Origin of the sequence: Microbacterium sp. F2 (assembly GCF_052274505.1) — a bacterium.
GTDB lineage: Bacteria > Actinomycetota > Actinomycetes > Actinomycetales > Microbacteriaceae > Microbacterium.
The window spans coordinates 292375-316822 of sequence record NZ_JBNVBV010000002.1 but is presented as its reverse complement, the minus strand read 5'-3'; the positions used below and the strand labels follow the sequence as shown (position 1 = coordinate 316822).

Genomic DNA, 24448 nt, shown 5'->3' with positions numbered 1-24448 from the left:
AGTCCTCGGGCGAGTTGCGGGCCAGCGGCTCCGTGGTGTTGCGCGCCCACGACGGTGCGCTGACGGTTCCGCTCGTGGGCGTGCGAATCCACGAGCAGACGCTGTGGATCGCAGCGCCGGGAGGCGGGGAAGAAGCACCCGAGCAGGCGTTCGTCACGCTGTCCGGGCAGCAGGAGGCCGGCGTGTTCCAGACGCAGCTGGCCGCCGAGTCCGATGCGCTGTTCCTGTACAACTATGTCCCCGGTGCCGACTTCGGCAGGCTCGAGGTGCGCGTCGTCGCCGAGTGATCAGCGCTCCGGAGGCGGGGCTGAGAGGATGCGGCGCTCGTATTCCTGCAGCGACGATTCGGCGTCCAGCATGCGGACCAGGAGTGCATTGAGCTGGCGCACCTCGTCGACGCTCAGCGATTCGTGCAGAATCGCCTGGCGCTCGAGCGCGACGGGCATGAAGTCATCGTGCACGATCGCGCCCTCGGGGGTCAGGTAGAGAAAGCGCGAGCCCCGCGGGCCGTTGAGCTGCTCGATCATTCCGCGATCGAGCAGAGCGTTCACGCTCTTGGATGCGACGGACTTGTTGATTCCGAGAATGCCGCACAACTCGGCAGCTGTCGCCCCCGGGTGGTTGCCCAACGCGCTGATGAGGCGCCATTCGTTGGTCCCCACGCCGTGCAGGTGGTGGAAGACCCGGGAACCGCCCCAGACGAGGAGGTTGCTGAGTAATCCGAGCAGAGCGGGGGTGTAGGTGTCGCGGTCGATCGTGGCCGGCAAAGGGTCCACGATCAACCCCTTCGCCGCCGCCCGCGCTGTGATCTCGGCGGATCGGTCTGTCATCAGCAGTGATCCTCTCGGCCCCGGTTCGTGGGGGCAAGTCTATGCGGATCGCCGCAAAAACTGAGCGTTTGCAGTTAAACCGGTTCGTATATAACCTATCGTCACGATCACCGGCATTTCGCAGATGCCGACGGGAACAACGGAGTCTCATGACCGCGACACTGACCCGCGACGACGTCATCGTCGACGTGGACCCCTTCTCGAGCGACGCTGCGGCCAGGGCGAAGGCAAACCAGGTGGCTGCGACACCGGCCGACCGCGCCCGTCGCGATCGGCGACCCGCGATGGCCATGACGAGGGCTCCGATGAGGACGAGCGCGGTAGCTGCGAGGAGGAACGGGTTCACGCGAGGCAGATTACAGGCAATAAATTACCGGAAGCAAATTACCTGGGTTGTGTCGCGTGTTTTGTAGGTCAGGTATCATTTCGAAGGTGGGCACTTGGACGTTCCTCACCAATCACGCGCACGTGTTGATCACGGTGGCGCGGGATCCGGGCATCCGCCTGCGCGACATCGCGTCAGCCGTCGGCATCACCGAACGCACGGCCCAGCAGATCGTCAGCGATCTCGTCGAGGGCGGCTATCTGCGCAGGGAGAAGGACGGGCGGCGCAACACCTATCAGTGCGTGAGCGACCTCCCTCTTCGGCACCCCGTCGAAAGCGACCACGCCGTCGGAGAGCTGCTCGCAGCCCTGGGCGACACCCCGGACCGCCGTTGAGGGTCAGCCGGGCTCAGTCCGCGACGACAGAAGCGCGGACTGTCGGTGAGCTCGGCGCAAAAAGTCCCATGGCAGTGATCGAACTCGACGATGGGTGCACCGTTGCGGCGCACCCGCGACGCTGGCAGCAACGAGCGAGATCAGTAGCTGGCGCGTTCTGAAGACTCGGGCTCCGTCGCGGCGCAGTAGCGAGCCGCCAATGCTTCCGAGCCTCGGGCAAGGAGTGCGACGTCGGCGCCGACGAGCATGAACGCCGCCCCGCAGTCGAGGTATCCGCGGGCCGCGTCAGGGTCGAACGCGTTCACGCCCACCGGCTTGCCGGCGGCGGTCACGGCGGCGAACGCCGCGCGCACCGCCGCCACGACCTCGGGATGGGTCTGGGCGCCGAGGAGGCCCATGGACGCCGAGAGGTCACTGGGTCCGACAAAGACGCCGTCGATGCCGTCGACTGCCGCAATCTCACCTGCCGCTCGCACGGCATCCACCGTCTCGACCTGCACGAACAGCGAGACGTGCTCGTCCGCGTCCGCGAGGTAGTCGTCCACGCGGTTCCACCGTGCCGAGCGACCGAGCGCGGAGCCCACGCCGCGGCGGCCGCGGGGCGGGTAGCGCACCGCGGCGACAGCGGCGGCGGCATCCGCGGCGGAATTGACCATCGGCACCAGGATGTTCTGCGCTCCCAGATCGAGGACCTGCTTGATGATGACGGCATCGTTCGCGGGGATGCGGACCACGGCGGTGACGGGGTAGGCGGCTGCAGCCTGCAGCTGAGCGAGCACGGACTCGACACCGTTGGGTGCGTGCTCCACGCACATCGCGGTCCACGACGACCAGGTCGCGACGCGGAACGTGGAGTTCCAGGCGGTGGTGCACGCCCAGCCCCCTCATCTGACCTTCCTGTCCCACATTCCCGCGTACCGCGACGATGCCACGATGAACGCGCGGCTGCTGCGCTGGGAGCCGGAGTCGATCGTCGCGCTTTCCCAGGGCATCCGCGTGCTTCCGTTCCTAGTGCCCGGTTCTCCCGAGATGATGGCGGCGAACGTGGCGGCGCTGCGGGAAACCGACATCTCCCTGTGGGGAAAGCACGGCGTCATGGCCCGCTCCGATCTTTCTGTCACGCGAGCGGTCGACCGCGTCGAGTACGCCGAGACCGGGGCGAAGTACGAGTACATGAACCTCGCAGCCGGCGGGATCGGAGAGGGCCTGACCCGGGACGAGATCCGTAGCGTCGCCGACGCCTTCGCGGTCAGTTCGCCCTGGATCTGACGCTCTCACGCGGCGACGGGGATCTTCGCCTCATCGTCGGTGGCCGGGCTGGAGCGCCGTCCCGCGAGCAGCAACCAGATCGTGAAGACGAGTTCGCTCACGATCGACGTCGTCGCCACGACGGCGAGCATCACCCCGCCGACCGGCTCATAGTCGGATAGGACGATGTGCAGAAGGGTGTCGAGTCCGTACGCGGCGCCGGCGATCATCAGGATGGCGCCGATGGCGCGGGGAGCGATCCGTGAGCGGATGATCAGCGCGCCGATCAGGATCAGATGCACACCGAAGGCGATCAACCCGACGAGCCAGGCGAAGTCGAACGCCGCGAACATGAGCAGCGCCACATCCGGGCCGAGGTCTGCCGCGCCGAGGCTGACCTCGAGGCCGACGAACAGGAAGACGGACGCAGCTCCGAGCATCACCGTGTAGACGATGCGAAACCATGCTGCGACCAGGGAGCGGGTCCGCCCGGCGGGGAGGAACAGCACGTACAGACCCCACGCCACGGCCACGTCGATGAGGAAGATCAGAACGAACGACGCCAATCCAAGGCGGAACAGGCCCTCCTGCTCCCTGATGGCAGCGGTCGTGGCGAGGGCGTCGGTCGGGTCGATCATCCCCTGCTTCACGACGAAGTTGGCGAAGATCGCAAGAACGAAGAGGGCGACGTAACCGAACGCGGCAACACGTGCGGCGGTGCGGCGGCGGATGTCAGTGTCAAGGGGCATGTCGATTCTCCTGGGTCGTGTCGTACTTAGTACGCTTCTGAGGGCACTGTATTCTTACTAAGTACGAGTCGTCAAGTCGACGGCGGAGGGGTGGAACGATGGTCGGCAAGCCGGGGGTCGTGCGCGGCTCGCTCGATCGTGGACGGATCATCGGTGGTGCCGTGGAGCTCGCTGACGATGTCGGCCTCGAGCCGTTGACCATCCGACGGCTCGCCGACCATCTCGGTGTGAAGCCGATGAGTCTGTACCACTACGTCAGTAGCAAGGACGACATCGTCGACGGGATGGTAGGGCGCGTCTTCGACGAAGTGGGCATGCCCGATCCCAGGGCCTCGTGGGATGCAGCGGTCCGAGAACGGGCGCGCTCGTTGCGCGCGGCATTGCGCCGGCATCCCTGGGCGATCCCGATCATGGAGTCGCGCCGGACTCCGGGGGTCGACATCTTGAAACACCACGACGCGATGCTTGCCACCTGGATGCGCTCAGGAATGCCTCTCTGGGCCGTGGCCCACGGGGTCGCGGTCATCGATGCGTTCGTCTACGGATTCGCGATGCAGGAGGCGGCGCTGCCCCTTGGCGGCACTGGAGGCGATCTGAGCGAGGCTGGGGAGCAGATCGTCGCACCGCTCTCGCCCGACGAGTATCCCGCGCTCCTGACCTTCACGGTCGAGCACGTGATGAAGCCCGGGTATGACTTCGGGGATTCTTTCGAGGTGGGACTGGATGTCATCCTGAGCGGGGTCACGCGCCTCGCTTCGGCGCAGTGACGGGAACGCGCCCGGTGCGACTCGGGTAGCGTGCTCAGCGTGAGTCGAGTGACCGTCCGTGCCTGAGCTCAGCGTCATCGCGTGGCTCGCTCTCGCGGCGGGCGCGGTCGTCATCGGGCTCTCGAAGGCGGCGCTTCCCGGCGCCGGCACGATCGCGGTCGCCCTGTTCGCGGCGGCACTACCCGCCGAGCAGTCGACGGGGACGATCCTGCTGTTGCTCATCGTCGGCGACCTGTTCGCGGTCCTCGCCTATCGGCGCCACGCCGACATTCGGGCCCTGCTGCGCTTGATCCCGACCGTCGTGGCGGGGATCCTCGCCGGGACGCTGTTCCTGGCCTACTCCTCCGACGAAGGGGTGCGCCGCACGATCGGTATCATCCTCCTCCTGGTCGTTGCGATCACGCTGTGGCGACGGCGAGCCCAGACCGATACCGTGACCGCGCCGAGCGCGGCAGCCGCGGGCGTGTACGGAGTGCTCGGCGGGTTCACGACGATGGTCGCGAACGCCGCGGGCCCGGTCATGTCGATGTACTTCCTTTCGGCCCGGCTGCCCGTTCACGTCTTCCTCGGCACCGCTGCATGGTTCTTCGCCGTCGTCAACGTCGCCAAGGTCCCCTTTTCGATCGCCTTCGGGCTCATCACGGTGCCGGGACTCGTCGTCGATCTGATCCTGGTCCCCGCCGTACTCCTCGGCGCACTCGTCGGGAGGCGCATCGCCGGCGTCATCAGTCAGCGTCTGTTCGAGCAGATCGTCATCGTCCTCACCGTCGTCGGTGCGGTCTACCTCGTCATCTGACCGTCCTACGCGGCCTGGCTGGCGTCAGCCCAGGGCGATGGATGCGCCTCCTGTGAGCGGTGAGGCGGCATCTACCCCAGAAGATCGGCGAGTGTGAGTGCTGCTTCCCGGAGTTTCCGCGAGATACTGCGCGACTTGCTTTGGGGCAGGCGGAACACGGGGGCCGAGATGTTGAGTGCGAGCTTCAGGCCGGAAGAAACCCCGACGGCGACCGCGACCGACGCGACCCCCATCTCGCTTTCCTCGCGGTTGGTGGCGTATCCGTCGCTTCGCACCCGCTCCAGCTCTTCCTTGAGTTGAGACAGGCTCGCTATCGACTTCGGTGTGACAGTCTCGAGATGTTCGTCCGGGTACAGGCGATCGAGGCTGTCGTCGCTGAGTTCGGCGAGCAGCGCCTTTCCCGTCGAGGTGCAGTGCGCAGGCATCGACAGGCCGAGTCGTGAAGCCACCCGAACTGCCGAGGCGGGCTCGGCGACGGCGAGGAACCGGACACGATCTCCCTCGAGGGTGCCCAAGTGCGCGGTCTCCCCGATCTCTGCCGCGAGGTTCTCGAGCAGGGGCTGAGCGATTCGCGGCAAATCGAGTCTGCGGAGGACGGAGAAGGCGACGGTGGTGAGTGCCGGACCTGGCCTGTACGCCTTGGTCGCGGTGTCCTGCCGCGCGAAACCTCGCCACGTGAGCATGGCCAGTATCCGATGCGCGGTTGACGTCGCCACGCCGAGGTGGGCGCTCGCCTCGGTGAGACGCACATCACCTCTTTCCCCGAGCAGGAGAATCAACCGCAACGCGTTGTCGATCGACTCGATGGGGTACTGGGGCGCCGCGGTGGTAGTCGATCTCTGCACAGGGGAATCGTAGCCCTTCGCCTGTGACGGCGCAGCGACCTCGAGAGCCGACACTTGGGGGCGCATTCCGTCGAGTGCGGTACAGGCTCTACGTCAGCATGATCGTCGTGGTCTTCGTCTCGGCATAAGAGAGGAGCTCTTCGAGAGACTCTTCCCGACCGATACCTGAGGCCTTGACTCCTCCGAACGGAAGCCCCCAGAAGTGCCGGCTGCCGCTGTTGACCAGAACGTACCCCGCCTCAACGCGCTGTGCGACGACGTGGGCGCGTGTGATGTCACGGGTCCAGATGCTCGAGGTGAGTCCGTACTCGACGCCGTTCGCGATCGCGATCGCCTCCTCGTCGGAGTCGAACGTGATCACAGAAAGTACCGGGCCGAAGATCTCGTTCTGCTCGACGAACGACCCGGGAGCCACCCCGGACAGAAGTGTGGGCGCGACGAACCACCCGTCGGGGGTTCCGTCCGGCCGATGTCCACCGGTCTCGACAGTCGCGCCTGCGCTGAGAGCCTCGGATATCGCGTGCAGGGACTTCTCCATCTGAGCTCTCGACACCAGGGGACCCATCTCAGTGGAAGGGTCCAGGGGGTCTCCGACGCGGATCGATGCCATACGTTCCGCGACGAGGCGGATCATCTGCTCGGCCACCGAAGAGTGGACCAGCAGTCGGCTCGTCGAGCCGCAACTCTGCCCGGCAACCCAGGTGAAGTTCATCCCGGCGACGGCGCCGGCAGCGGCGGCTTCGAGGTCGGCGTCTTCGAAGACGATCTGAGCGTTCTTCCCACCCAACTCGAGGGTCACGTGCTTGACTCCCGTCTCCGCAGCATCCCGTTGGATCGACTGGCCGGTCGTGGTGGATCCGATGAACCCGATTCGGCGAACATCCGGATGCCGAACCAGGGCACGCCCGGCTACGGCCCCGCGACCGCTCACGACAAGCAGGAGGTTGGTGGGAAGGACACCCGTGGCCAGCTCGGCCAAGCGCAGGGATGAAAGGGGCGTCTGGTCGGGTGCCTTGAGCACGACAGCGTTGCCGGCCATCAATGGAGCGGCGATCTTCGATGCCGCGAAGAAGAAGGGGTGGTTGAACGCGCCGATGCGAGCGACGACCCCGTACGGGATCTGCGTTGTGTAGTGCAGGTTCGCGCTGACCGGGATCGTCCGGCCGCCGAGCTCGAGCGCCATGTCGGCGAAGATGTCGATGAGCTCCGCAGCCGCATCCACGTCGTTTCGCATCATGGACAGGGTGAACCCGCCGTCCAGCGCGTCCAGCTCGGCGAGCTCTTCCTTGTGGTCCCGGATCGTGGCTGCCAGGCGGCGCAGCACGGCCGCGCGGGCGCGAGGCGGGAGAGCCGCCCACTCCGGTTGTGCGGCGTGGGCAGCTCGGACCATCCGATCCACCTCGCTCGCATCCAGGTCGGGGACCGACGCGAGCGGCTCGGCGCTGGTCGGGTTCTCGACCTCGTAGCGTGACGAAGTTTCCCACGCAACGCCGTCGAGGACGGCGTTCCAGGTGCGGGTGGCGGCGTTGGGGGACGGGCTCATCTCGACTCCAGGATCGGCAGACACTAATTCTGTTGGTCAGAAGCATAGCGACGAGGGTGGGTGTATTGCTTGACAAAATGTCCCTGTCGAGCAGAATAAGATTCTGAAGGACAGAGACAACAGCTGCGCTCCGAGCGCTGAGTGCAGCTCCGAGCGCTGAGTGCAGAAGCGCGGAGACAGAGGACTGGGTACGTATGGGCAATCCGACGACGACCATCTACGACGAGATCCGTCGTGGGATGATTCCGGCATTCATCTACAACGACGGCGAGATCCTCGACCGCGAACGCAAGAACCTCTTCAGCAGAGCCTGGCTGTTCGTCGGCCATGAGTCGGAGATCCCACAGGCGGGTGACTATGTCGTCCGACGCGTCCTCGATGACTCCTTCATCATCGTTCGCGACGAAACCGGCACGATCCACGCGCACTTCAACATGTGCCTCCACCGCGGCATGCAGGTGTGTCGTGCCGAGATCGGAAACGCATCCCACTTCCGTTGCCCGTATCACGGCTGGTCCTATCGCAATGACGGACGTATCGTCGGTCTGCCGTTCCACCAGGAGGCCTACGGCGGCGAAGCAGGATTCAGCCGCAAGGGAGCGCGGCTGCTGCCCGCCCCGAACCTTGACATGTACAACGGTCTGATCTTCATCAGCATGGACCCCGAGGCTCCGCCGCTGCTCGACTACATCGGCGACTTCCGCTTCTACCTCGACTACTACACGAAGCAGAGCCCGAGTGGGATCGAACTCAAGGGGCCGCAACGTTGGCGCGTGAAGACGAACTGGAAGATCGGTGCCGAGAACTTCGCCGGCGACATGTACCACACGCCACAGACGCACACCTCGGTCGTCGAGATCGGCCTATTCCGTGAACCCAAGGCTGAGAAGCGCAAGGACGGCAACACCTACTGGGCCGGGAACGGCGGAGGCACGACGTACAAGCTCCCACCGGGCGACCTCGACGAGCGTTTGCGCTACGTCGGCTACCCGGAAGAGATGATCGCCCGGATGAAGGAGACCTGGTCGCAGGCGCAGCTGGATGTCGTGGGACGCGACGGCTTCATGATCTCGGCCGCGTCGATGTTCCCCAACATGAGCCTCGTCCACAACTGGCCGAAGGTCGAAGAGGGCTCGGACGAGGACGTGCTCCCGTTCATCTCACTGCGCACGTGGGTGCCGATCAGCGAGAACGAGACCGAGGTCTACTCCTGGTTCGCCGTCGACGCCGAGGCGCCCGAAGAGTTCAAGGCACTGTCGTACAAGGCCTATCTGATGTGCTTCGGTTCGAGCGGCATGTTCGAACAGGACGACGTCGAGAACTGGGTGTCGCTGACGAACACGGCCAAGGGGTCTATGGCTCGTCGACTCCTCCTCAACGGACGGATGGGCATGTTGAAGGACGGCTCGCCCGTCGTCGCGCCGCTCACCGAGGACGAGTTCGCAGGGCCCGGCGTCGCGCACGTCGGCTACGGCGAGTACAACCAGCGGCATCTGCTCGACCGTTGGGCCGACTACATGGAGCCGGAGTACGAGGGAGTGGACTTCCACGCGCTCACCATCGGTGGCGAGATCTCATCGGATGCGACGCCCCGCCCGAAGGGAATCACCAATAACGGGCAGGAGGTGACCCGATGATCGAGGAGACGGGAACCGCGATCTCGCAGGCATCACGACTTCGAAAGGACTCGACGCTTGCATCTCGTGTGGGAGCATCGCTCCCTTTCACGAGCGAGATCCACAACACCATCAACCGGTGGCTGGTGGAGGAGGCCTACACCCTTGATCAGCAGCGCTACGAGGAATGGCTCGAACTGCTGACCGAAGACATCCACTACATCATGCCGGTGCGCGCGACGACCGCCCTCGGCACACCGTTCACGACCTCTCCCGGGATGGCGCACTGGGACGAGAACAAATACTCGCTGAGCCGCCGTGTCGCGCGCTTCCTCACTGAGCATGCCTGGACCGAAGACCCCCCGTCTCGCCTGCGCCACTTCATCACGAACGTGCGGGTGTTCGAGAGCGACGTCGCCGGCGAGGTCGTCGCAGATTCCGCCGTGCTGCTGTTTCGCAGTCGCGGAGATGTGAACGAGCCGTCGTTGATCTCGGCACACCGCGAAGACGTCTTCCGCGAAGTCGATGGCCAGTACAGACTCGCCCGTCGCGTGATCATGGTGGATGAGTCGGTGCTGCGGACCCAGAACCTGGCGATCTTCCTATGACGATCGAGTGGGAAGGCGCCGACCTCGACCGCGCTGCCGCGAGCGCTGCCGCCGAAGAGCGTGCGCGGCTCCTCGAGCGTCGGGTGGGTGAGCCGCTGCAGATCGCGAACGAGTTCTCTGAGATCACCGTCTCGCGCGTCGAGACCCGAAACGGAACACGACTTCTGATCGATTCGTCCAAGACAGGCCAATGGATCGCCCTCGACCCGCTCGAGCTGGAGGCTCTCACCTGGCAGACGGTGCGGACGTTCTCCGAGATGATCGGGACCCCCGACGCGCCACTGTTCCCAGACTCACCTGACCAGTAACCCCCAACCGACCAAGAAGGAAAGCCAGATGGCCACAGTGAAGGCTGATCTCTCGCTCTGCCAGGGATATGCAAACTGCGTCGTCGCCGCAGACGACTACTTCGACATCGATGATGAGGGACTCGTCGTCCTCCTGAAGACCGAGGTTCCCGATTCCGAGCGGACACGCGTCGAGGAGGCGGCCCGCAGCTGCCCGGTATCGGCGCTGTGGGTCGAAGACTGACGGAGCCTCACCTGTGTCTCACGTCGTGATCGTCGGTGGCTCCGTCGCCGGCATGAAACTTGCACAGAACCTCCACTCGGAAGGCTTCGGTGGCGCCATCACGCTCGTCGATGCGGAGCCCAACCCGCTCTACGACAAGCCTCCGCTGTCGAAGGACTATCTGAGCGGTGCATCGTCTGGTGATCGGATCCAGCTGACTTCTCCTGAAGCGCTCGCTGACGCCGGCGTCACGACGAAGTTCGGTACGCGGGCAACAGCTCTGGACCCCGCGAGCACGAGCGTCTCCCTCAGCGACGGTACGACCCTCACGTACGACAAGCTGGTCATCGCGACGGGGGCTCGCGCGCGCCGCACCCCTTGGGCCGACCTCTCCGGCGTGCATGTTCTGCGGTCTCGGTCGGACGCAGATGCCCTCCGGGCCGATCTCGTGGCAGGACGGCACCTCGCTGTCATCGGGGCGGGCTTCATCGGTGCGGAGGTTGCCGCGACAGCAGTGAAGGCGGGCCTGAGGGTCAGCATCATCGAGCCCCTGGAGGCTCCGATGGGGCGAGCCATGAACGCCCAGATCGGCAAGATCTTCGCGGACAAGCACTCGCGTGAGGGGGTCGGGTTCCGGTTCGGTGTGTCAGTTGAGCGCGTTGACCGACTGCATGACCAATGTCATCTGCTGTTGACGGACGGCTCTACGCTGAGCGTCGACGCGGTCCTGCTGGGCATCGGCGCGATTCCCAATACGGAATGGCTCGCCGGATCTGGCGTCAGCGTCGACAACGGCGTCATCTGCGATGCGACGCTCTCGGCGGTCGGTGTCCCCGGCGTGTACGCCATCGGTGACGTCGCACGATTCACGAATGACCGTCATCCCGACTCTGTCCGCCTCGAGCATTGGACCAGCGCCGCCGACCAGGCACAACTGGTGGCGCACAACATCGTGCACCCGGAGGATCTTCGTGCGTACGATCCGACCGAGTACGTATGGAGCGACCAGTACGACTGGAAGATCCAGATCGTCGGACGGACCGGCTCGGAACACTCCAGGCTGGTCGGAGAGCCCGCCGCGGGACGATTCGGCGTGGTCTACGGCGTGGACGGTGAAGCCGTCGATGGTGCTGTGATCGTCAACTGGCCGCGCGCACTCATCGACGCGCGACGATCTGTGGCATCCCGGGCTCGCACCCAGGATCTCGTCGCGCGGCTGCAGGCTGCGATTCAGTCGACATCGCCCGCGACGCGCTGACCAGCCTCGGCGACGCCGCCCACCTCCAGAGGAGCCAGACCGTGACAGCACACGAGCAGACGACGCGTCCGCTTCTGCGGGGTCACCGCATCCCTCGCGTGGGGATGGGGACCTGGCCGCTGGTGGGCGATGAATGCGCCGCCATGGTCGAGAAAGCCGTCGACCTCGGATACCGCTTGTTCGACACGGCGGAGAAGTACGGGAACGAGGATGCCGTCGGGGCCGGTCTTCGCGCATCCGGGATCCCTCGCTCGGAGGTCTTCATCACGAGCAAGTTCAACAAGGAGAACCACAGCGTCGACGGTGTGAAGCGCGCCTACGACAGCGCGCTCGAGGCGATCGGTGTGGACTACCTCGACCTGTACCTGATCCACTGGCCGGTCCCCGCGCTGGATCGCTACGTCGATGCGTGGCGTGGACTCGTCCAGCTGCAGGAGCAGGGGCTCGTGAAAGCGATCGGTGTCTCCAACTTCACGGTTCACCACATCGATCGAATCGTCGAGGCGACCGGCGTGTTCCCCGATGTCGATCAGATTCAGCTCAGTGTCGATATCGCGCGCGTCGAACAGCGTGCGTACCACCGGGCACACGGAATCCAAACGGAGGCGTGGAGCCCTCTCGGGCGTGGCGGCCCGCTTCTGTCAGACCCCGTCGTGGGCCGGATCGCCGCTGGTCACGGCAAGTCACCGGCCCAGGTGCTGCTGCGCTGGCATCTCGATGAGGAGATCGTGCCCGTCCCGCGGGCGATGACTCACGAGCAGCTCGCGCAGAACATCGACATCTTCGACTTCACCTTGACCCCGGAAGAACTCGCCCTCCTGGGCTCATTCGATCGGGGCGAACGCGCAGCGCGTGATCCGGACGACCCCGCCAATGGGCACTGAGGCCGCAGCGTCTCGGGATGAGCAGCAGAGGAAAGACGATGACGGAGCAAGACGAAGAACGCCCTGAGCGTGTCCTCGAAGACCTCGTCGACGCCAACCACGTATTGGTGGACAAAGGCATTCTGGATGCCTTCGGACATGTGAGTGTCCGGCACCCCTTCCGTGCCGACAGATTCCTGATCTCACGAAACCTTGCGCCGGGACTGGTGACGACCGATGACATCCAAGAGATGTCGTTCGACGGCGAGACATCCGATCGGCGACCGAGCTATCTCGAGCGTTTTCTGCACGGGCGGATCTACGCGACGCGGCCAGATGTGGTCTCGATCGTCCACAGTCACTCGCCGTCGATGGTGCCCTTCAGTATCTCTGCGGTGCCGCTGCGAGCGGTGTGGCACATGGCGGGATTCCTGGGCGAGGAGGTGCCGGTGTTCGAGATCCGAGACAGCGTCGGTCATGCCAGCGACCTCTTGATCCGCGACACAGCACTGGGTGGGGATCTGGCCGCGGCGCTGGGGGATGCTCCCGTCATCCTGATGCGTGGCCACGGTTTCGTCGCCGTCGGCGCATCGCTGGAGCAGGCTGTGGCCCGTGCGGTATACGCGGACCTCAATGCGCGAGCGCAGACCGCGGCGATCGGACTGCTCGGCGAGTACACGGCACTCACCGCTGAAGAGGCGGCTGCGGCCGCAGCAGCAAACGACGGGCAGTTGCAGCGCGCGTGGTCCGTCTGGCGTGATGAGGTCCGTCGCGCCCCCAGAAGGTGAGGAGGCCCCGAGACCGACGCGTCGGTCACGGGGCCCGTGCTCCTGCTAGGGGTGGATCAGGACCTTGAGTGTGCTCGATGCGTCACGTGACCGATCGAACGCCTCCGCGGCCTCATCGAAGGAGAACTCGTCGGTGGCCAGCGGGGTGAGGTCGATGCCCGTCCGCTCGATGAACCGAATCGCCCGAGGCCACACACCCGACGACCCTGTGATCCCCTTGATCGTGAGGTCCTTCGCCTGGATGAGAGCCAGCGGCGCGGACACTTCGGCCGCGGCGGTGATCCCGATCTGCACAATCGTGCCGTTGTGGCTGACGATGCGATAGGCGCTCGCCATCCCGTGGGGATTGCCGGAGGCTTCGATGACCACGCGCACGCCCAGTGGCCCGGCGACTGCAGCGATCGTGGCTTCCGCATCGGGCGCGGACGGATCCACCGTCGCGTCCACCCCCAGTCGTGTCGCCATCTCGCGGCGCTGTGCCGACGGTTCGACGAGCACGGTCAGTGCGCCCTTCGCGTGCGCAGCCAGCGCAGCGCACTGTCCGATCATGCCTCCGCCGATGACCACGACCGTGTCGCTCGCATCGATCGAGCCCGCTTCCTCGAGAGCGCGGTAGGCGACAGTGAACGGCTCGATCATCGCCGCGCTGCGGTCGCTGATGCGTTCGGGAACATCATGCAGCAGTCGCTCGAGAACCACGAACTCTTCGCTGCCGGCGCCGTCATAGGTCAAACCGAACCACGACATGTGGCCTGTCACGCACTCGCCGACGACCCGGTCGCCGATGGAGAAGCGGTCTGAGCCGGGTCCGACGGCCGTCACGACGCCGACCCATTCATGTCCGGGCACGATCGGGTAGTTCACGGGAGCCCAGGAGTCGAAGTCTCCGTCGAGGAGCTCCGTGTCGGATCTGCAGATCCCGAACCAGAGTGGTCGGACGTGGACGGACCCGGATGGCGGCTCGGTGGCCAGGGGGACATCTCGCAACGCCACCGCGTGCGTGCCCTGGTCGATCACTATTGCCTTCGGCATCGTATGCTCCCTTGCTGTTCGCGCCGGCCACATCGCCGGGCTATGAATTCGCTGCTGTACAAACTAAACGGAGAAACGTACTCTTACAACCGGAAACTTTACGAAGGGAGTACACGTGGCAGCGCTGACAGGGGTCTTCGGGGTTCCACACACCCCTGCCTTTCCCAAGTTGGTCGACGATGGCGTCGGCCCAGCGGCAGAGATCCGCGAGATGTACGCGCGGGTGCGTGCTCGCGTCGAGGCGGCGGAACCGAATGTGGTGATAGTGGTCGCCGACGACCACCTGAACACCTTCTTCCTGGACAACTTCCCCTCGATCGGGATAGGCATCGGAGCCGAAACCTGGGGGCCCAATGACGGCACCGATGGGCTACCTCCCCGCAGCATTCCATCCGACCCCGACTTCGCGAGCCACCTCCTCGCCGAGCTCATCGGACGTGGTTTCGAGCCGTCCGTCGTGCAGGACTTCGCGATCGATCACGCCATGGTGGTGCCGATTCACTTCCTTCTCGGCGATCCGACGATTCCGGTCGTCCCGCTGTGGATCAACGAGCTTGTCCCGCCGATCCCCACATCTGAGCGTGCCTACGAGCTCGGACGCTGCCTTCGTGCCGCGATCGAGAGCTACGACCATGAGCGAAACGTCGTCGTGATCGGCTCGGGCAGCTTCTCACTGGAGGTCGGAGGGGTGCACATCGCACCGGATCAGAACTACGGCGTACCCGATCCGGAATGGACCGAGACGGTTGTCGATCACATGAAGACGGCGCGTGCGGCCGAACTCGTAGCCCGCGCGACGCCGGAGCGACTCCACCGCGCCGGCAACGTCGGAGGAGAGCTGCTCGCCTGGCTCGTGGCATGGGCCGCCGCCGGCGGAGGAGCACCCGAATCGATCACTGTCCAACCGCAGTTCGGCCACGCCTACGCCTCGTGGGAGGTGCTCTCATGAGCGCGTACGAAGGCTCGCGATTCCTCCACGAACTCTCGGTCGACCCGAGTCTTCGGGAGCTTGCGCGAGTGTCACCGCGACGGGCGCTGGCCGGGTACGGGCTCACCGATCGCGAGACGGATCTCTTCCTCGCGGGAGAGGTGGGCGAGCTCTACCGGCTAGGCGTCAATGACTTCCTGCTCCACAACGCGCAACGTTTCGGTCTGTTCGGGCTCGATATGTCATCGTTCTCTGCGCGGATGCGTGCCGTCGCCACGTCCGCTGCGGATGGAGGGAACGCGTGAGCGAACTCGGCGCCCTGCCCTCGCCCGAGTGGGGCAGCGATGCGATCGCCGCGTTCCTGCGAGAGACCGGAGTCGAGTACATCGCACTGAATCCGGGTGCGAGCTATCGCGGGCTCCACGATTCGCTCGTGAACTATCTCGGCGACAGTGGCCCGACGATGCTCATGACGCTCCACGAAGAGCACGCCGTTGCCATCGCGCACGGATATGCGAAGCTCAGTGGACGCCCGCTCGCGGTCGCACTCCATAGCAATGTCGGGCTCATGCACGCCGCGATGGCGATCTACAACGCGTACGCGGACCGTGTTCCGATGCTCATTCTCGGGGCGGCCGGCCCGGCCGACGCCGACCGGCGGCGGCCCTGGATCGACTGGCTCCACACAACCGCCGACCAGCCGGCGATCGTTCGGAACTACGTGAAATGGGACGACTCGCCGCTCTCCGTGGCGGCAACGCTCTCGTCGCTGTCGAGGGCGTGGGAACTGACGTCGGCACCACCGCAGGCTCCGACGTATGTCGTGCTCGATGTGTCGGTTCAAGAAGAGCGGATCACGGAGCAGCCGAAGCAACCGAGGGTGTTCGAACGCGCGGGCTGGGCCCGACCCGTGGCGGCGCAGGACGCTGTGAAAGAGGCGATGGGCCTGCTTCGCGGGGCGCAGCGCCCGGTCATCCTGAGCGGCCGCTCGGGGGCGGGTGCCCAAGAGTATGCCGATCGCGTGCGGCTGGCTGAGATGCTGGGCGCGCGGGTGGTCACCGACCTGAAGGCGAACTCCAGTTTCCCCACGCGACACCCGCTTCATGTCAGCGGCGCAGGGTTCTTCCTTTCTCCGGAGGCGATCGAGGCCCTCGGCGAAGCCGACGTCGTGGTGGCGCTCGACTGGATCGATCTCGCAGGCGCGTTGCGGCAGGCTCCGGCCCGAGCGGCGCGGGCCGTGGTTGCCGTCACGCTGGACCCATATCTCCACAACGGGTGGTCCAAGGACCACGGTGATTGGCCGGCGGTTGATGTCTGGCTCCCTGCGGTCGCTGAGGACGGCGTGCGTCAGCTGATCGAAGCGGCCGATGATGACCCCGTCTCGTCCGGGGCGGTGATCAGTCCCCGTCTTCCTCAGGAGTCGAGCGGGGGAGCCGAGTCGCGTCCTCCACGCGACCAGATACCGCTTGCCGAGTTGGCGGACGCGCTGCGCTCAACGGTCGCCGCCGACGAGGTCGTCCTCGCCCGACTCCCTTTGGGGTGGGACAGTGCATGGTGGGACTTCTCCTCACCCACCGACTACCTGGGCTACGACGGCGGGGGTGGAATCGGATCCGGTCCGGGAATGGCCGTCGGTGCCGCGCTGGCGGCTCGACATGACGAACGGATGGTGGTCGCCGTGCTGGGCGACGGAGACTTCCTGATGGGAGCCACAGCCGTCTGGACAGGTGTGAAGTACGGCGCAGCAGCACTTGTCGTCGTCGCGAACAACCGCTCCTACTTCAACGATGAGGTCCACCAGGAGAAGGTCGCGCATCATCGAGATCGCGACCCGTCGCGAAAGTGGGTGGGACAGCGGATCGACGATCCAGCGCCGGATATCGCGATGATAGCCCGGGCGCAGGGAGCGATCGGGCTCGGGCCGGTGATCGACCCCGCACAGCTTCGGCCAGTTCTCGAGGAGGCTGCCGCCCTCGTGAGAAATGGGGCGCTCGTCGTCGTCGACGTGCGTGTGGGCGCGGGCTACTCCGAGCTCATGGCGGGAGGTTTGGTGCGCGAGGTCACACCCGGGTAGCGTGTGTCGGGCCCGTGCAGTGGCGGGCATCCGAGAGGAGCGGCTGGAGGTTCCGTGAGCTTCGGTGGTCGGCCCCTCCCCGTCGAACAGGCGCCGGGGTTCGCCCTGCGAGTGGCGGAGCAGTTCCGTATCGCCACGTGGAAGAGCGTCGTCGGCGATTTTCCCACCACGCCTCAGCTCGCGCTGTTGTTGGCCATCTCGGAGAGTGGTTCCTCGCACCAGCAGGAGCTGGGTGATCGGATCGGGGTCGACAAGGCCACGTTGACGTCCCTCATGGTGATGCTCGATGAGCGCGGACTGATTCGCCGGGGCACGGATCCGCGGGACGGTCGGCGTCGTCTGGTCGAGTTCACGGTCGACCTTCAGCACCTGATCGACGGCGCGATGCTCGGCGCCGCACGAGTCGACGAGGAACTCCTCCGTCCTCTCTCCGAGTCCGAGTCGGACGAAGTCGCTGAGATCTGGGGCGCGGTTGCTGCGGGCAACGAGTTGGATGGGACGGCACTCGCGAGCGACTCACCCGATTCGAAGCTCCAGTCGACCCCGGGCTGGCGGCTGCGGCGGGTTCGGCAGATCCATTCCCGCCTGTGGTCGGCATTCGTTCCCGCGCTGACGCCTCCGCAGTACGCAGCCCTCGATGTCCTGTACTACTCCGGGCCGCTCGAGGTGCTGGCGACAGCGCGGCTGGCCGGTCTCGAGGTGTCCAACGGTGCGCGAATCCTGCACCGCGCTGCTCGGAAGAGTCTCGTTTCCCGCTCCCGGGTCCGGGGCGACGCCCGTCGTATCCAGCTTGAGCTGACGGATGAGGGACGCCGCGTGCTTCTGGATGCGACAGCCGGTGTGCGTCTCGTGCAGGAGACGCTGATGCGACCCATCCCCGACGCCGGAGCGCGACGTTTTCATGAGCTCACAGCGCGCGTAGCGCGGCTGGATCCCCAATGACAATCCTTTCTTCGCGGTTCACGTAGACGGACCGAGCGGGCTGTGCTAGCTTCACAGCACGGGTGCGACTGACTATCCACCATGCAGAGCAATTTTCTTTTCGCCAGATGATTGCATCCCGAACGAATTGCAGCTGCAGGGAACTTCCGGACAGATAGTTGCATCCCGAACGAATCGATTACGAAGGAGTAATGATGCACACAGCACGACCTCGTCGGATGGTCGCCCTCGTGGCGGCCGGCGTCGCCGGCGCCCTCATCCTCGGCGGATGTGCCTCGAGCACGGACGACGGCGGCGAATCCAACACTGCCGATCGAGCGGCCGGGCTCGCCCATGCCCAAGAGCAGATCGCGCCCTATCTCGAACGGGCCGTGAGCATGCCCGACCTCGAGCCGCCGATCCCGGTGGATCAGCCGCTGGCAGAGCTGCCCACGGGCAAGAAGTTCGCGTACGTCGAGTGCAACGTGCCCGAGTGCGCGGTGGTCGGGGCGCAGATGAAGGTCGTCATCGAGGAGCTCGGCGGCGAGTTCATCTCGTTCAAGCAGGGGACGGATACCCAGAGCACCGCCGAGGCATTCCAGGCCGCGTTCGACTCGCGTCCCGACGTCCTCATCCAGGATGCGATCGAGCCGCAGACCTGGAACGCGCAGCTCACGCAGTTCAAGGACGCGGGGATCCCCGTCGTCTCATGGACGATCCCCAACGACCCTCCCGCAGAGGGCATCTCGGCGGTGTTCAACGGCGGAGACACCTTCCGTCTCGTGGGCCGGATCATGGCCGACTATGTCATCGCCGAGTCCGACGGTGAGGCCAACGCCGTGATCTTCTTCCCGCCGGAGTACACCGTCTTCAGCGGGCTTGCGGAGGACTTCGTCGACGAGATCCAGACCCAGTGCCCGGACTGCACCGTCGAGGCGGTGTCGGCTCCCGCGTCGGAGATCGGTTCTCAGCTGCCGAACCGCGTCGTGAGCTACGTCCAGGCGAACCCCGACACTGATTGGGTCGTCGGAGCGTTCGGATCGGTCCTCATCGGGGTTCCACAGGCGCTCGCTGCGGCGGGAATCGAGGGGATCGACACGCTGTCGCAGGCCGGTGGGCAGGTCAACTTCCAGTACATCGCGGACGGACTTCAGACCGCTGATCTGTCGAACGATCTGAACCAGGAGGCATGGATCGCCGCCGACATCGCAGCCAAGCTCGCCACGGGCCAGGCGGTCGACGAGGTGACGATCAACTCGCGGTCTGCGCAGAAGTTCATCACGCGCGAGAACCTCGACTTCGCGCCCGAAGACGGTTTCGCCTCGTACCCCGGATACCAGGAGTACTTCCTCGGCCTCTGGGGGCTCGAGTGAGGGGAACCCACCAGGGAGCGGACGTCCTGCTGGACGTCCGCTCCCTCTCCAAGACTTTCACGGCGACCAAGGCGCTCGACGACATCGACATCTCGATCCGCCCGGGTGAGATCGTCGCCCTGTGCGGGCAGAACGGCTCGGGAAAGTCGACGCTCATCAAGATCCTCGCGGGCTTCCATGACCCGGACCCTGGGTCGACGATCACTATCCAGGGTCAGCCGTTCGACCCGAGGCGCAGCACGACGGGCAGGATCCACTTCATCCATCAGGATCTTGCGCTGGTCGACACGCTCTCGGCCATCGAGAACCTCGCACTCTCCCGCCATGTCTCTCGGCCCTTGCTCCTCCCGAGCCAGGTTCGCGCCGAGACCGAGCGCACTGAGCGTGTGCTGCGCCGCCTCGATGTCGATGTGCCGCTCAACGTTCCCGTCGCACAGCTGACCCAGGCGGAGCGGACCATGATCGCGATCGCCCGGGCGATCGACGGGTGGAAGCGCGACGACAACATCCTTGTGCTGGACGAGCCGACGGCGTCTCTCCACGAGGGCGAGGCGCGGGCGCTCTTCCGCGCCGTGCGCTCGCTCGCAGACAAGGGGGCCGGTGTCCTCTTCGTCTCGCACCGGCTCGACGAAGTGATCGCGCTCGCCGACCGCGCGGTGATCTTCCGAGACGGACGCGTCGTCGCGGCTCTCGAGAGCGATGAGCTGGAGCCGGACGCGATCGTCTCCGCCATGATCGGTGAGCGACCCCAGCCGCTCGAGCGAACGCGCGAGCGCTCGGGCGAGGTGGTGCTCTCGCTGCGCGAGCTTGCGGGAGAGCGGGTGAACGGCGTCTCGCTGGAGGTCAAGGCGGGAGAGATTCTCGGCGTGAGTGGGCTCATAGGTTCGGGGGTCGAAACGCTCGGCGCGATCGCTTCGGGCGCTCGACACCGGTCACGGGGAGAGGTCGTCCTCAACGGCAAGCCGCTCCCCTCGGGCGACATCTCCGTGAGCATCCGACGCGGCTACGCGTGGGCGCCGGCGGAGCGTCAGCGTATGGGTGCGGTGATGACCCAGACGATCCGCGAGAACGTCTCTCTGCCCAAGCTTTCCCCCATCACAGGTCCGTTCGCCGACGTGCGGGTGCGAGAAGAACGCGCCGACGTCGACCGATGGATCGGGAAGCTTCAGGTCACCCCTGCCGACGCTGAGCTCTACATGACGCAGCTCAGCGGGGGGAACCAGCAGAAGGTCGTGCTCGCGAAGTGGTTGCGTACCGATCCATCTGTTCTCTGGCTCGACGAACCGACCCAGGGTGTCGACGTGGGGGCGAAGGCAGCGATCCATCAACTCGTGGCGGATGCCGCATCCGAGGGCAAGGCGATCGTGGTCGCCTCCACCGACAACTCCGAGCTCGTCGCGCTCTGCGACCGCGTCCTGGTCATGGACGCCGGTCGGGTCGTGGCGGAGCTCTCCGGAGAGCAGCTCACCGAGGAGCAGCTGCTCACAGAGTCCATCCGGCAGCACGGCGCATCGGCTGGTCCGGCCGCAAGAGGGGAAAAGACAGCATGATCGACATGGACACGACGGCCAAGACGGAAGAGTCCGCGTCGCCGAGGGAGCGGCCGCAACGGCGGTGGCTGGAGGCGATCTCGTTCCAAAACGCCAGCGCGGTCTACATCGCCGTGATCCTGGTGATCGTCTTCGCCTTGTGGGTACCCGACACCTTCCTGACGGCGACCACCTGGAAGAGCCTGCTCGACACCCAAGTGATCACCGCCCTTGTCGCGATCGGCCTCTGCGTTCCGCTCGCCACAGGCGTCTTCGACCTTTCTATCGGTATGACGCTGGGCGTCGGGTCGGTCGTCTCCGCGTTCATGCTCGTGAAGGCGGGTCTGCCGACGCCGGTCGCGATCCTTATCGCGCTCGCCGTCGGGGCTCTCATCGGTCTGGCCAACGGTCTGATCGTCACGCTCCTCAACGTCGACAGCTTCATCACCACCCTCGGGATGACGGCGCTCCTCACCGCATTCGTCCAATGGATCACCAGTGGTCAGCAGATCCTCGGGCTGCCGTCGGACTTCCAGGCCCTCGCGGCCGGACAGCTCTTCGGTGTCACCTATCCCGTGTACATCCTCCTGGCCGTGGCGTTTCTGCTCTGGTATGTGCTGGAGCGCACGCCGCTCGGTCGGCAGTTCTATGCGACGGGAGGAAATGCGGAGGCCGCGCGTCTCGCGGGGGTCAAGACCAAACGCCGGATCGTGATGTCGTTCATGATCGGCTCGACTGTTGCGGCCGGAGCGGGTGTCCTGCTCGCTGGACGGCTCGGGACCGGTGACCCGACGATCGGCGGCGACTACCTTCTCCCCGCGTTCACCGCGGTCTTCCTGGGAGCCACCCAGTTCAAGCGGGGACGATTCAACATCTGGGGAACCCTCGTCGCGGTCTACGTCGTTGCACTCGGCGTGAAGGGAATTCTGCTTGCGGGCGCACCGACGTGGATGCCGTACCTGTTCAACGGCGCGGTGCTGATCATCGCGGTCGCGCTGAGCAAGGTTCAGACCAGTCGGCGCCTCCGGGGCCGTAAGCGCGCCGGGACGGAGGCGCAGGCATGAGCGAGTCACCGATCCCCGGCCTTCGCGCTGTCGACCACGTAGCCGTCACGGTGCCCGACCTTGAACAGGCGATCGACTTCTTCACCGAGGTCGTCGGTGGAGAGCACGTCTACACGACCGGTGAATTCGCAGACGACGCCGGCGACTGGATGTACACCAACATCAACGTGCATCCTCGCAGCAGGCTCCGCATCGGAATGGTGCGGCTCGGCGCCCACACCAACCTCGAGCTCATGGAGTATCGCGCTCCAGACCAGGAGAAGGATCATCCGCGTAACTCCGACATCGGCGCGAGCCACCTCTGCTTCTACGTCGACGACGTCGATGCGGCGGTGGAGTACTTCCAGGGAATCGAGGGTGTGCGTGTCCTCGGTGCTCCGACCGATGTCGGTGAAGGACAGCCGAATCACGGAGCCCGCTTCGTGTACGTGATCACGCCGTGGGGGTACCAACTCGAACTGATCAGCGTGCCGCACGGCATGGCCTACGAGAAGCCTGGTGCGGCGCGGCTTGCACAACCGGGAATGTGGAACAACAGAGAGGAGACCTCATGACGGGGTACGGATTGAAGGACAAGGTCGTTCTGATCACGGGCGGCGGCTCGGGAATCGGCTTGGCGACAGCGACAGCCTTCGCCGAGCAGGGAGCACGCGTCGCGGTCGCAGATCGGAATCCGGCGGCGGCAGCTGCGATCGCCGGCGATCACGCGGTCGACACGACGGAGCTCGATGTCACCGCCGACGGTGCGATCGCAGGGTGGGTCGACGCCGTTGCAGACAGGCTCGGTGGTGTCGATGTGCTCGTCAACAATGTGGGCCTCGCGCCTTTCCGCGAGAGCTTCCTCTCGGTGACGGACGAGGACTGGCGTTCGCTGCTCGATGTCAACTTCTTCGCCGCCGTCCGCGCATCCCGCGCCGCGATCCCGTACATGATCGAGCGCGGCGGTGGCGCGATCGTCAGCTTGGCAAGCGACGCAGCCACGCAGCCGGACCCGTTCTTCGTCGACTACGCCGTCTCGAAGGCAGCCGTGCTGAGTCTGTCCAAGTCTCTGTCGATGGAGTTCGGCCCGCGTGGCATCCGCTCGAACTGCGTCGCACCGGGGCCGACAGCGACTCCCGCTATGGACAGCTTTATATCGAGCCTGTCGACAGAGCTCGGCAAGGGGTTCGAGGAGACGAAGGAATACTTCGCCAAAGATATGCGGAAGCTTCCGCTGGGAAGGATGAACGACCCCGCTGACGTCGCCGCAGTCATCGTCTTCCTCGCGTCCGACCTCGCCCGGCAGGTCACCGGCGCGTCATACCGGGTCGATGCCGGCTCGCACGTCTATCTGTAGGAACGAAGGGAACACGACATGACGAAGGTTGCGAAGTACGTCGAGCTTCCGTTGCGCGCGGACAAGGTCGAGGAGTTCCGCGTCCTCCTGGAGGCGAACCGGCAACACACGAAGATCGAACCGGGAACTCTTGAGTGGGCCATCTACGCCGTCGACGGCAAGCCCTCCAGTGTCGCGATGTTCGAGGTATACGAGGATGAGTCAGCCTCTGCCGAGCACGACACATCGCCCGCGTTGGCGCCCATCCTGGAACGGCTCGGCGAGTTCCTCGACGGAGATCCCGTGATCGTCAACCTGCGCTACGAGCGAGGCAAGTACGACGACTGACCTGTATCTCGGGCGTTGTGTCGCCGGAGCGAGGGGCCCTCGTACACACGCGAGGTCCCCTCGCTCCGTGCATGACGGCAGCGGCCTGGGCGGCGGGGCCTACCGCAACGTCTCGGACAGCCGTCCCGCTGCGTCCATCAACTCGCCGGCGATGGACTTCGTTAGCGAGGTCGGCATCCGGTAGGACGGTGCCGAGACGTTTATCGCTATCCGCAGGCCCAGCTCATTGGGCACCATGACAGCGACGCCGGCCACACCCTCGTCGCCGCTCTCGCCTCTGCTCACGGCGTAGCCAACGCGGCGAACGCGGTCGAGCTGTGCGGCGAGCTGGGTCCGAGTTGCGACCGTCGCCGGTGTCAGTGCCTCCAGGGCTTCTCGGGGGTAGAGCGTTCGGAGCTGTTCCGTCGTCAGGCCGGCAAGGAGGGCCTTGCCGACGGCCGTCGCGTGGGCGGGATAGTCCTTGCCGATACGGGAGACCACACGCACCGGGGCCGCCGATTCCGTGGCGATGAGGTACCGGACGCGGGTACCCTCCAACGCTCCCAAGTGCGACGTTTCGCCGAGGGTCTCGCTCAGCTCGTCGACGATCGGTTGTGCCGATGCGACCAGGTCATTGCGTCGCCGCGCCGAGTAGGCCACCCGGGCAAGACTCGGCCCCGGCATGTAGGCCTTCGTGTGCGAGTCCTGGCGGATGAAGCCGCGCCATGCCAGCATCGCAAGAAG

General features: G+C 65.6%; 28 protein-coding genes and 1 pseudogene. 22 read left to right on the top strand and 7 right to left on the bottom strand.

Translation table 11 applies throughout. The features are described from left to right. Positions 1–35 precede the first annotated feature (35 nt). Entirely contained in the window at positions 36–287 is a 252-nt protein-coding gene (locus ACQVDU_RS06605) for a hypothetical protein (RefSeq protein WP_344678669.1), read from the top strand. Here the strand turns inward: ACQVDU_RS06605 and ACQVDU_RS06600 are convergent, their stop codons facing one another. Further along, entirely contained in the window at positions 288–830 is a 543-nt protein-coding gene (locus ACQVDU_RS06600; protein WP_300592916.1) for a MarR family winged helix-turn-helix transcriptional regulator, read from the bottom strand. Between the two features lie 432 nt (positions 831–1262). Between ACQVDU_RS06600 and ACQVDU_RS06595 the strand changes: the two genes are divergently transcribed. Then, positions 1263–1550 carry a helix-turn-helix transcriptional regulator gene (locus ACQVDU_RS06595; protein WP_228177441.1) on the top strand — a complete coding sequence of 96 codons (288 nt, stop codon included), beginning with the start codon at positions 1263–1265 and terminating at the stop codon, positions 1548–1550. A gap of 140 nt (positions 1551–1690) precedes the next feature. On the opposite strand, the pseudogene ACQVDU_RS06590 reads toward ACQVDU_RS06595, so the two are convergent. Continuing rightward, positions 1691–2434, bottom strand: a pseudogene (locus ACQVDU_RS06590) (aldolase/citrate lyase family protein); the annotation flags it as partial. On the opposite strand from ACQVDU_RS06590, the gene ACQVDU_RS06585 reads away from it, so the two are divergent. Continuing rightward, the gene (locus ACQVDU_RS06585; RefSeq protein WP_308017242.1) at positions 2400–2819 is read left to right on the top strand and encodes a class II aldolase/adducin family protein; all 420 of its coding nucleotides are present in this window, start codon (positions 2400–2402) and stop codon (positions 2817–2819) included. The pseudogene ACQVDU_RS06590 and the gene ACQVDU_RS06585 overlap by 35 nt on opposite strands. A gap of 5 nt (positions 2820–2824) precedes the next feature. Here the strand turns inward: ACQVDU_RS06585 and ACQVDU_RS06580 are convergent, their stop codons facing one another. Further along, entirely contained in the window at positions 2825–3547 is a 723-nt protein-coding gene (locus ACQVDU_RS06580) for a DUF4386 domain-containing protein (RefSeq protein ID WP_228177439.1), read from the bottom strand. A gap of 98 nt (positions 3548–3645) precedes the next feature. Here ACQVDU_RS06580 and ACQVDU_RS06575 point away from each other — a divergent pair, with 98 nt between their 5' ends. Together ACQVDU_RS06575 and ACQVDU_RS06570 are read left to right on the top strand one after the other, a co-directional pair. Then, positions 3646–4314 carry a TetR/AcrR family transcriptional regulator gene (locus ACQVDU_RS06575; RefSeq protein ID WP_228177438.1) on the top strand — a complete coding sequence of 223 codons (669 nt, stop codon included), beginning with the start codon at positions 3646–3648 and terminating at the stop codon, positions 4312–4314. 58 nt (positions 4315–4372) lie between these two features. Next, entirely contained in the window at positions 4373–5110 is a 738-nt protein-coding gene (locus ACQVDU_RS06570; RefSeq protein WP_228177437.1) for a sulfite exporter TauE/SafE family protein, read from the top strand. A gap of 71 nt (positions 5111–5181) precedes the next feature. On the opposite strand, the gene ACQVDU_RS06565 is transcribed toward ACQVDU_RS06570, so the two are convergent. Next, on the bottom strand, positions 5182–5955 hold the full coding sequence (locus ACQVDU_RS06565) for an IclR family transcriptional regulator (protein WP_443476587.1): 774 nt from the start codon (positions 5953–5955) through the stop codon (positions 5182–5184). Between the two features lie 88 nt (positions 5956–6043). Further along, positions 6044–7498, bottom strand: a complete 1455-nt coding sequence (locus tag ACQVDU_RS06560) for an aldehyde dehydrogenase family protein (RefSeq protein WP_434970949.1) — start codon at positions 7496–7498, stop codon at positions 6044–6046. Between the two features lie 194 nt (positions 7499–7692). Here ACQVDU_RS06560 and ACQVDU_RS06555 point away from each other — a divergent pair, with 194 nt between their 5' ends. From ACQVDU_RS06555 to ACQVDU_RS06525, 7 genes are read left to right on the top strand one after another with little or no spacing between them, the layout of a single operon-like run. Then, positions 7693–9135, top strand: a complete 1443-nt coding sequence (locus ACQVDU_RS06555; RefSeq protein WP_228177435.1) for a Rieske 2Fe-2S domain-containing protein — start codon at positions 7693–7695, stop codon at positions 9133–9135. Further along, positions 9132–9722, top strand: coding sequence for a 3-phenylpropionate/cinnamic acid dioxygenase subunit beta (locus tag ACQVDU_RS06550; protein ID WP_228177434.1), 591 nt, complete (start codon positions 9132–9134; stop codon positions 9720–9722). The genes ACQVDU_RS06555 and ACQVDU_RS06550 overlap by 4 nt, the downstream gene beginning before the upstream one ends. Next, entirely contained in the window at positions 9719–10030 is a 312-nt protein-coding gene (locus ACQVDU_RS06545; protein ID WP_228177433.1) for a hypothetical protein, read from the top strand. The genes ACQVDU_RS06550 and ACQVDU_RS06545 overlap by 4 nt, the downstream gene beginning before the upstream one ends. A 28-nt stretch (positions 10031–10058) precedes the next feature. After that, positions 10059–10253: a ferredoxin gene (locus ACQVDU_RS06540; protein WP_228177432.1), complete on the top strand. Its 195-nt coding sequence runs from the start codon at positions 10059–10061 to the stop codon at positions 10251–10253. 13 nt (positions 10254–10266) lie between these two features. Then, positions 10267–11490, top strand: a complete 1224-nt coding sequence (locus ACQVDU_RS06535; protein ID WP_443476586.1) for an NAD(P)/FAD-dependent oxidoreductase — start codon at positions 10267–10269, stop codon at positions 11488–11490. Positions 11491–11531: 41 nt separating this feature from the next. After that, positions 11532–12374, top strand: coding sequence for an aldo/keto reductase (locus tag ACQVDU_RS06530; RefSeq protein ID WP_443476585.1), 843 nt, complete (start codon positions 11532–11534; stop codon positions 12372–12374). A 17-nt stretch (positions 12375–12391) separates the two neighbouring features. Next, on the top strand, positions 12392–13141 hold the full coding sequence (locus ACQVDU_RS06525) for a class II aldolase/adducin family protein (protein WP_443476584.1): 750 nt from the start codon (positions 12392–12394) through the stop codon (positions 13139–13141). A 45-nt stretch (positions 13142–13186) separates the two neighbouring features. Here ACQVDU_RS06525 and ACQVDU_RS06520 read toward each other — a convergent pair whose 3' ends face one another. Beyond that, positions 13187–14173 (bottom strand): zinc-dependent alcohol dehydrogenase, encoded by a 987-nt coding sequence (locus ACQVDU_RS06520; protein WP_443476583.1) that lies wholly within the window; start codon positions 14171–14173, stop codon positions 13187–13189. Positions 14174–14288: 115 nt separating this feature from the next. Between ACQVDU_RS06520 and ACQVDU_RS06515 the strand changes: the two genes are divergently transcribed. The 10 genes from ACQVDU_RS06515 to ACQVDU_RS06470 all read left to right on the top strand — a co-directional run bounded on the left by ACQVDU_RS06515 (position 14289) and on the right by ACQVDU_RS06470 (position 23725). Next, positions 14289–15122, top strand: a complete 834-nt coding sequence (locus ACQVDU_RS06515) for a hypothetical protein (protein WP_443476582.1) — start codon at positions 14289–14291, stop codon at positions 15120–15122. After that, complete coding sequence (locus ACQVDU_RS06510) at positions 15119–15406, top strand: hypothetical protein (RefSeq protein ID WP_228177426.1); 288 nt, start codon at positions 15119–15121, stop codon at positions 15404–15406. The genes ACQVDU_RS06515 and ACQVDU_RS06510 overlap by 4 nt, the downstream gene beginning before the upstream one ends. Continuing rightward, the gene (locus ACQVDU_RS06505) at positions 15403–17175 is read left to right on the top strand and encodes a thiamine pyrophosphate-binding protein (protein ID WP_443476581.1); all 1773 of its coding nucleotides are present in this window, start codon (positions 15403–15405) and stop codon (positions 17173–17175) included. Before ACQVDU_RS06510 ends, ACQVDU_RS06505 begins: the two co-directional genes overlap by 4 nt. Before the next feature lie 54 nt (positions 17176–17229). Beyond that, positions 17230–18117, top strand: a complete 888-nt coding sequence (locus ACQVDU_RS06500; RefSeq protein WP_443476580.1) for a MarR family winged helix-turn-helix transcriptional regulator — start codon at positions 17230–17232, stop codon at positions 18115–18117. A 194-nt stretch (positions 18118–18311) separates the two neighbouring features. Then, complete coding sequence (locus ACQVDU_RS06495) at positions 18312–19469, top strand: sugar ABC transporter substrate-binding protein (RefSeq protein ID WP_228177423.1); 1158 nt, start codon at positions 18312–18314, stop codon at positions 19467–19469. After that, complete coding sequence (locus ACQVDU_RS06490; protein ID WP_443476579.1) at positions 19466–21019, top strand: sugar ABC transporter ATP-binding protein; 1554 nt, start codon at positions 19466–19468, stop codon at positions 21017–21019. Before ACQVDU_RS06495 ends, ACQVDU_RS06490 begins: the two co-directional genes overlap by 4 nt. Positions 21020–21024: 5 nt before the next feature. Continuing rightward, positions 21025–22062: an ABC transporter permease gene (locus ACQVDU_RS06485; protein ID WP_443476578.1), complete on the top strand. Its 1038-nt coding sequence runs from the start codon at positions 21025–21027 to the stop codon at positions 22060–22062. Then, entirely contained in the window at positions 22059–22616 is a 558-nt protein-coding gene (locus ACQVDU_RS06480; RefSeq protein ID WP_443476577.1) for a VOC family protein, read from the top strand. Before ACQVDU_RS06485 ends, ACQVDU_RS06480 begins: the two co-directional genes overlap by 4 nt. Beyond that, the gene (locus ACQVDU_RS06475) at positions 22613–23398 is read left to right on the top strand and encodes an SDR family NAD(P)-dependent oxidoreductase (protein WP_443476576.1); all 786 of its coding nucleotides are present in this window, start codon (positions 22613–22615) and stop codon (positions 23396–23398) included. The genes ACQVDU_RS06480 and ACQVDU_RS06475 overlap by 4 nt, the downstream gene beginning before the upstream one ends. An 18-nt stretch (positions 23399–23416) precedes the next feature. After that, a complete protein-coding gene (locus tag ACQVDU_RS06470) occupies positions 23417–23725 on the top strand; it encodes a putative quinol monooxygenase (protein WP_443476575.1) in 309 nt (102 codons plus the stop codon). Between the two features lie 99 nt (positions 23726–23824). Here the strand turns inward: ACQVDU_RS06470 and ACQVDU_RS06465 are convergent, their stop codons facing one another. Continuing rightward, on the bottom strand, positions 23825–24439 hold the full coding sequence (locus ACQVDU_RS06465) for an IclR family transcriptional regulator (protein ID WP_443476757.1): 615 nt from the start codon (positions 24437–24439) through the stop codon (positions 23825–23827). Positions 24440–24448 lie beyond the last annotated feature (9 nt).

Excerpts from the sequence above, each read along its gene's own strand:
- ACQVDU_RS06485 (WP_443476578.1), top strand. The coding sequence starts at position 21,025 with ATGGACACGACGGCCAAGACGGAAGAGTCCGCGTCGCCGAGGGAGCGG.
- ACQVDU_RS06600 (WP_300592916.1), bottom strand. The coding sequence starts at position 830 with ATGACAGACCGATCCGCCGAGATCACAGCGCGGGCGGCGGCGAAGGGG.
- ACQVDU_RS06545 (WP_228177433.1), top strand. The coding sequence starts at position 9,719 with ATGACGATCGAGTGGGAAGGCGCCGACCTCGACCGCGCTGCCGCGAGC.
- ACQVDU_RS06540 (WP_228177432.1), top strand. The coding sequence starts at position 10,059 with ATGGCCACAGTGAAGGCTGATCTCTCGCTCTGCCAGGGATATGCAAAC.
- ACQVDU_RS06575 (WP_228177438.1), top strand. The coding sequence starts at position 3,646 with ATGGTCGGCAAGCCGGGGGTCGTGCGCGGCTCGCTCGATCGTGGACGG.
- ACQVDU_RS06550 (WP_228177434.1), top strand. The coding sequence starts at position 9,132 with ATGATCGAGGAGACGGGAACCGCGATCTCGCAGGCATCACGACTTCGA.
- ACQVDU_RS06510 (WP_228177426.1), top strand. The coding sequence starts at position 15,119 with ATGAGCGCGTACGAAGGCTCGCGATTCCTCCACGAACTCTCGGTCGAC.
- ACQVDU_RS06495 (WP_228177423.1), top strand. The coding sequence starts at position 18,312 with ATGCACACAGCACGACCTCGTCGGATGGTCGCCCTCGTGGCGGCCGGC.
- ACQVDU_RS06525 (WP_443476584.1), top strand. The coding sequence starts at position 12,392 with ATGAGCAGCAGAGGAAAGACGATGACGGAGCAAGACGAAGAACGCCCT.
- ACQVDU_RS06470 (WP_443476575.1), top strand. The coding sequence starts at position 23,417 with ATGACGAAGGTTGCGAAGTACGTCGAGCTTCCGTTGCGCGCGGACAAG.
- ACQVDU_RS06560 (WP_434970949.1), bottom strand. The coding sequence starts at position 7,498 with ATGAGCCCGTCCCCCAACGCCGCCACCCGCACCTGGAACGCCGTCCTC.
- ACQVDU_RS06475 (WP_443476576.1), top strand. The coding sequence starts at position 22,613 with ATGACGGGGTACGGATTGAAGGACAAGGTCGTTCTGATCACGGGCGGC.
- ACQVDU_RS06555 (WP_228177435.1), top strand. The coding sequence starts at position 7,693 with ATGGGCAATCCGACGACGACCATCTACGACGAGATCCGTCGTGGGATG.
- ACQVDU_RS06465 (WP_443476757.1), bottom strand. The coding sequence starts at position 24,439 with ATGCTGGCATGGCGCGGCTTCATCCGCCAGGACTCGCACACGAAGGCC.
- ACQVDU_RS06580 (WP_228177439.1), bottom strand. The coding sequence starts at position 3,547 with ATGCCCCTTGACACTGACATCCGCCGCCGCACCGCCGCACGTGTTGCC.
- ACQVDU_RS06520 (WP_443476583.1), bottom strand. The coding sequence starts at position 14,173 with ATGCCGAAGGCAATAGTGATCGACCAGGGCACGCACGCGGTGGCGTTG.
- ACQVDU_RS06480 (WP_443476577.1), top strand. The coding sequence starts at position 22,059 with ATGAGCGAGTCACCGATCCCCGGCCTTCGCGCTGTCGACCACGTAGCC.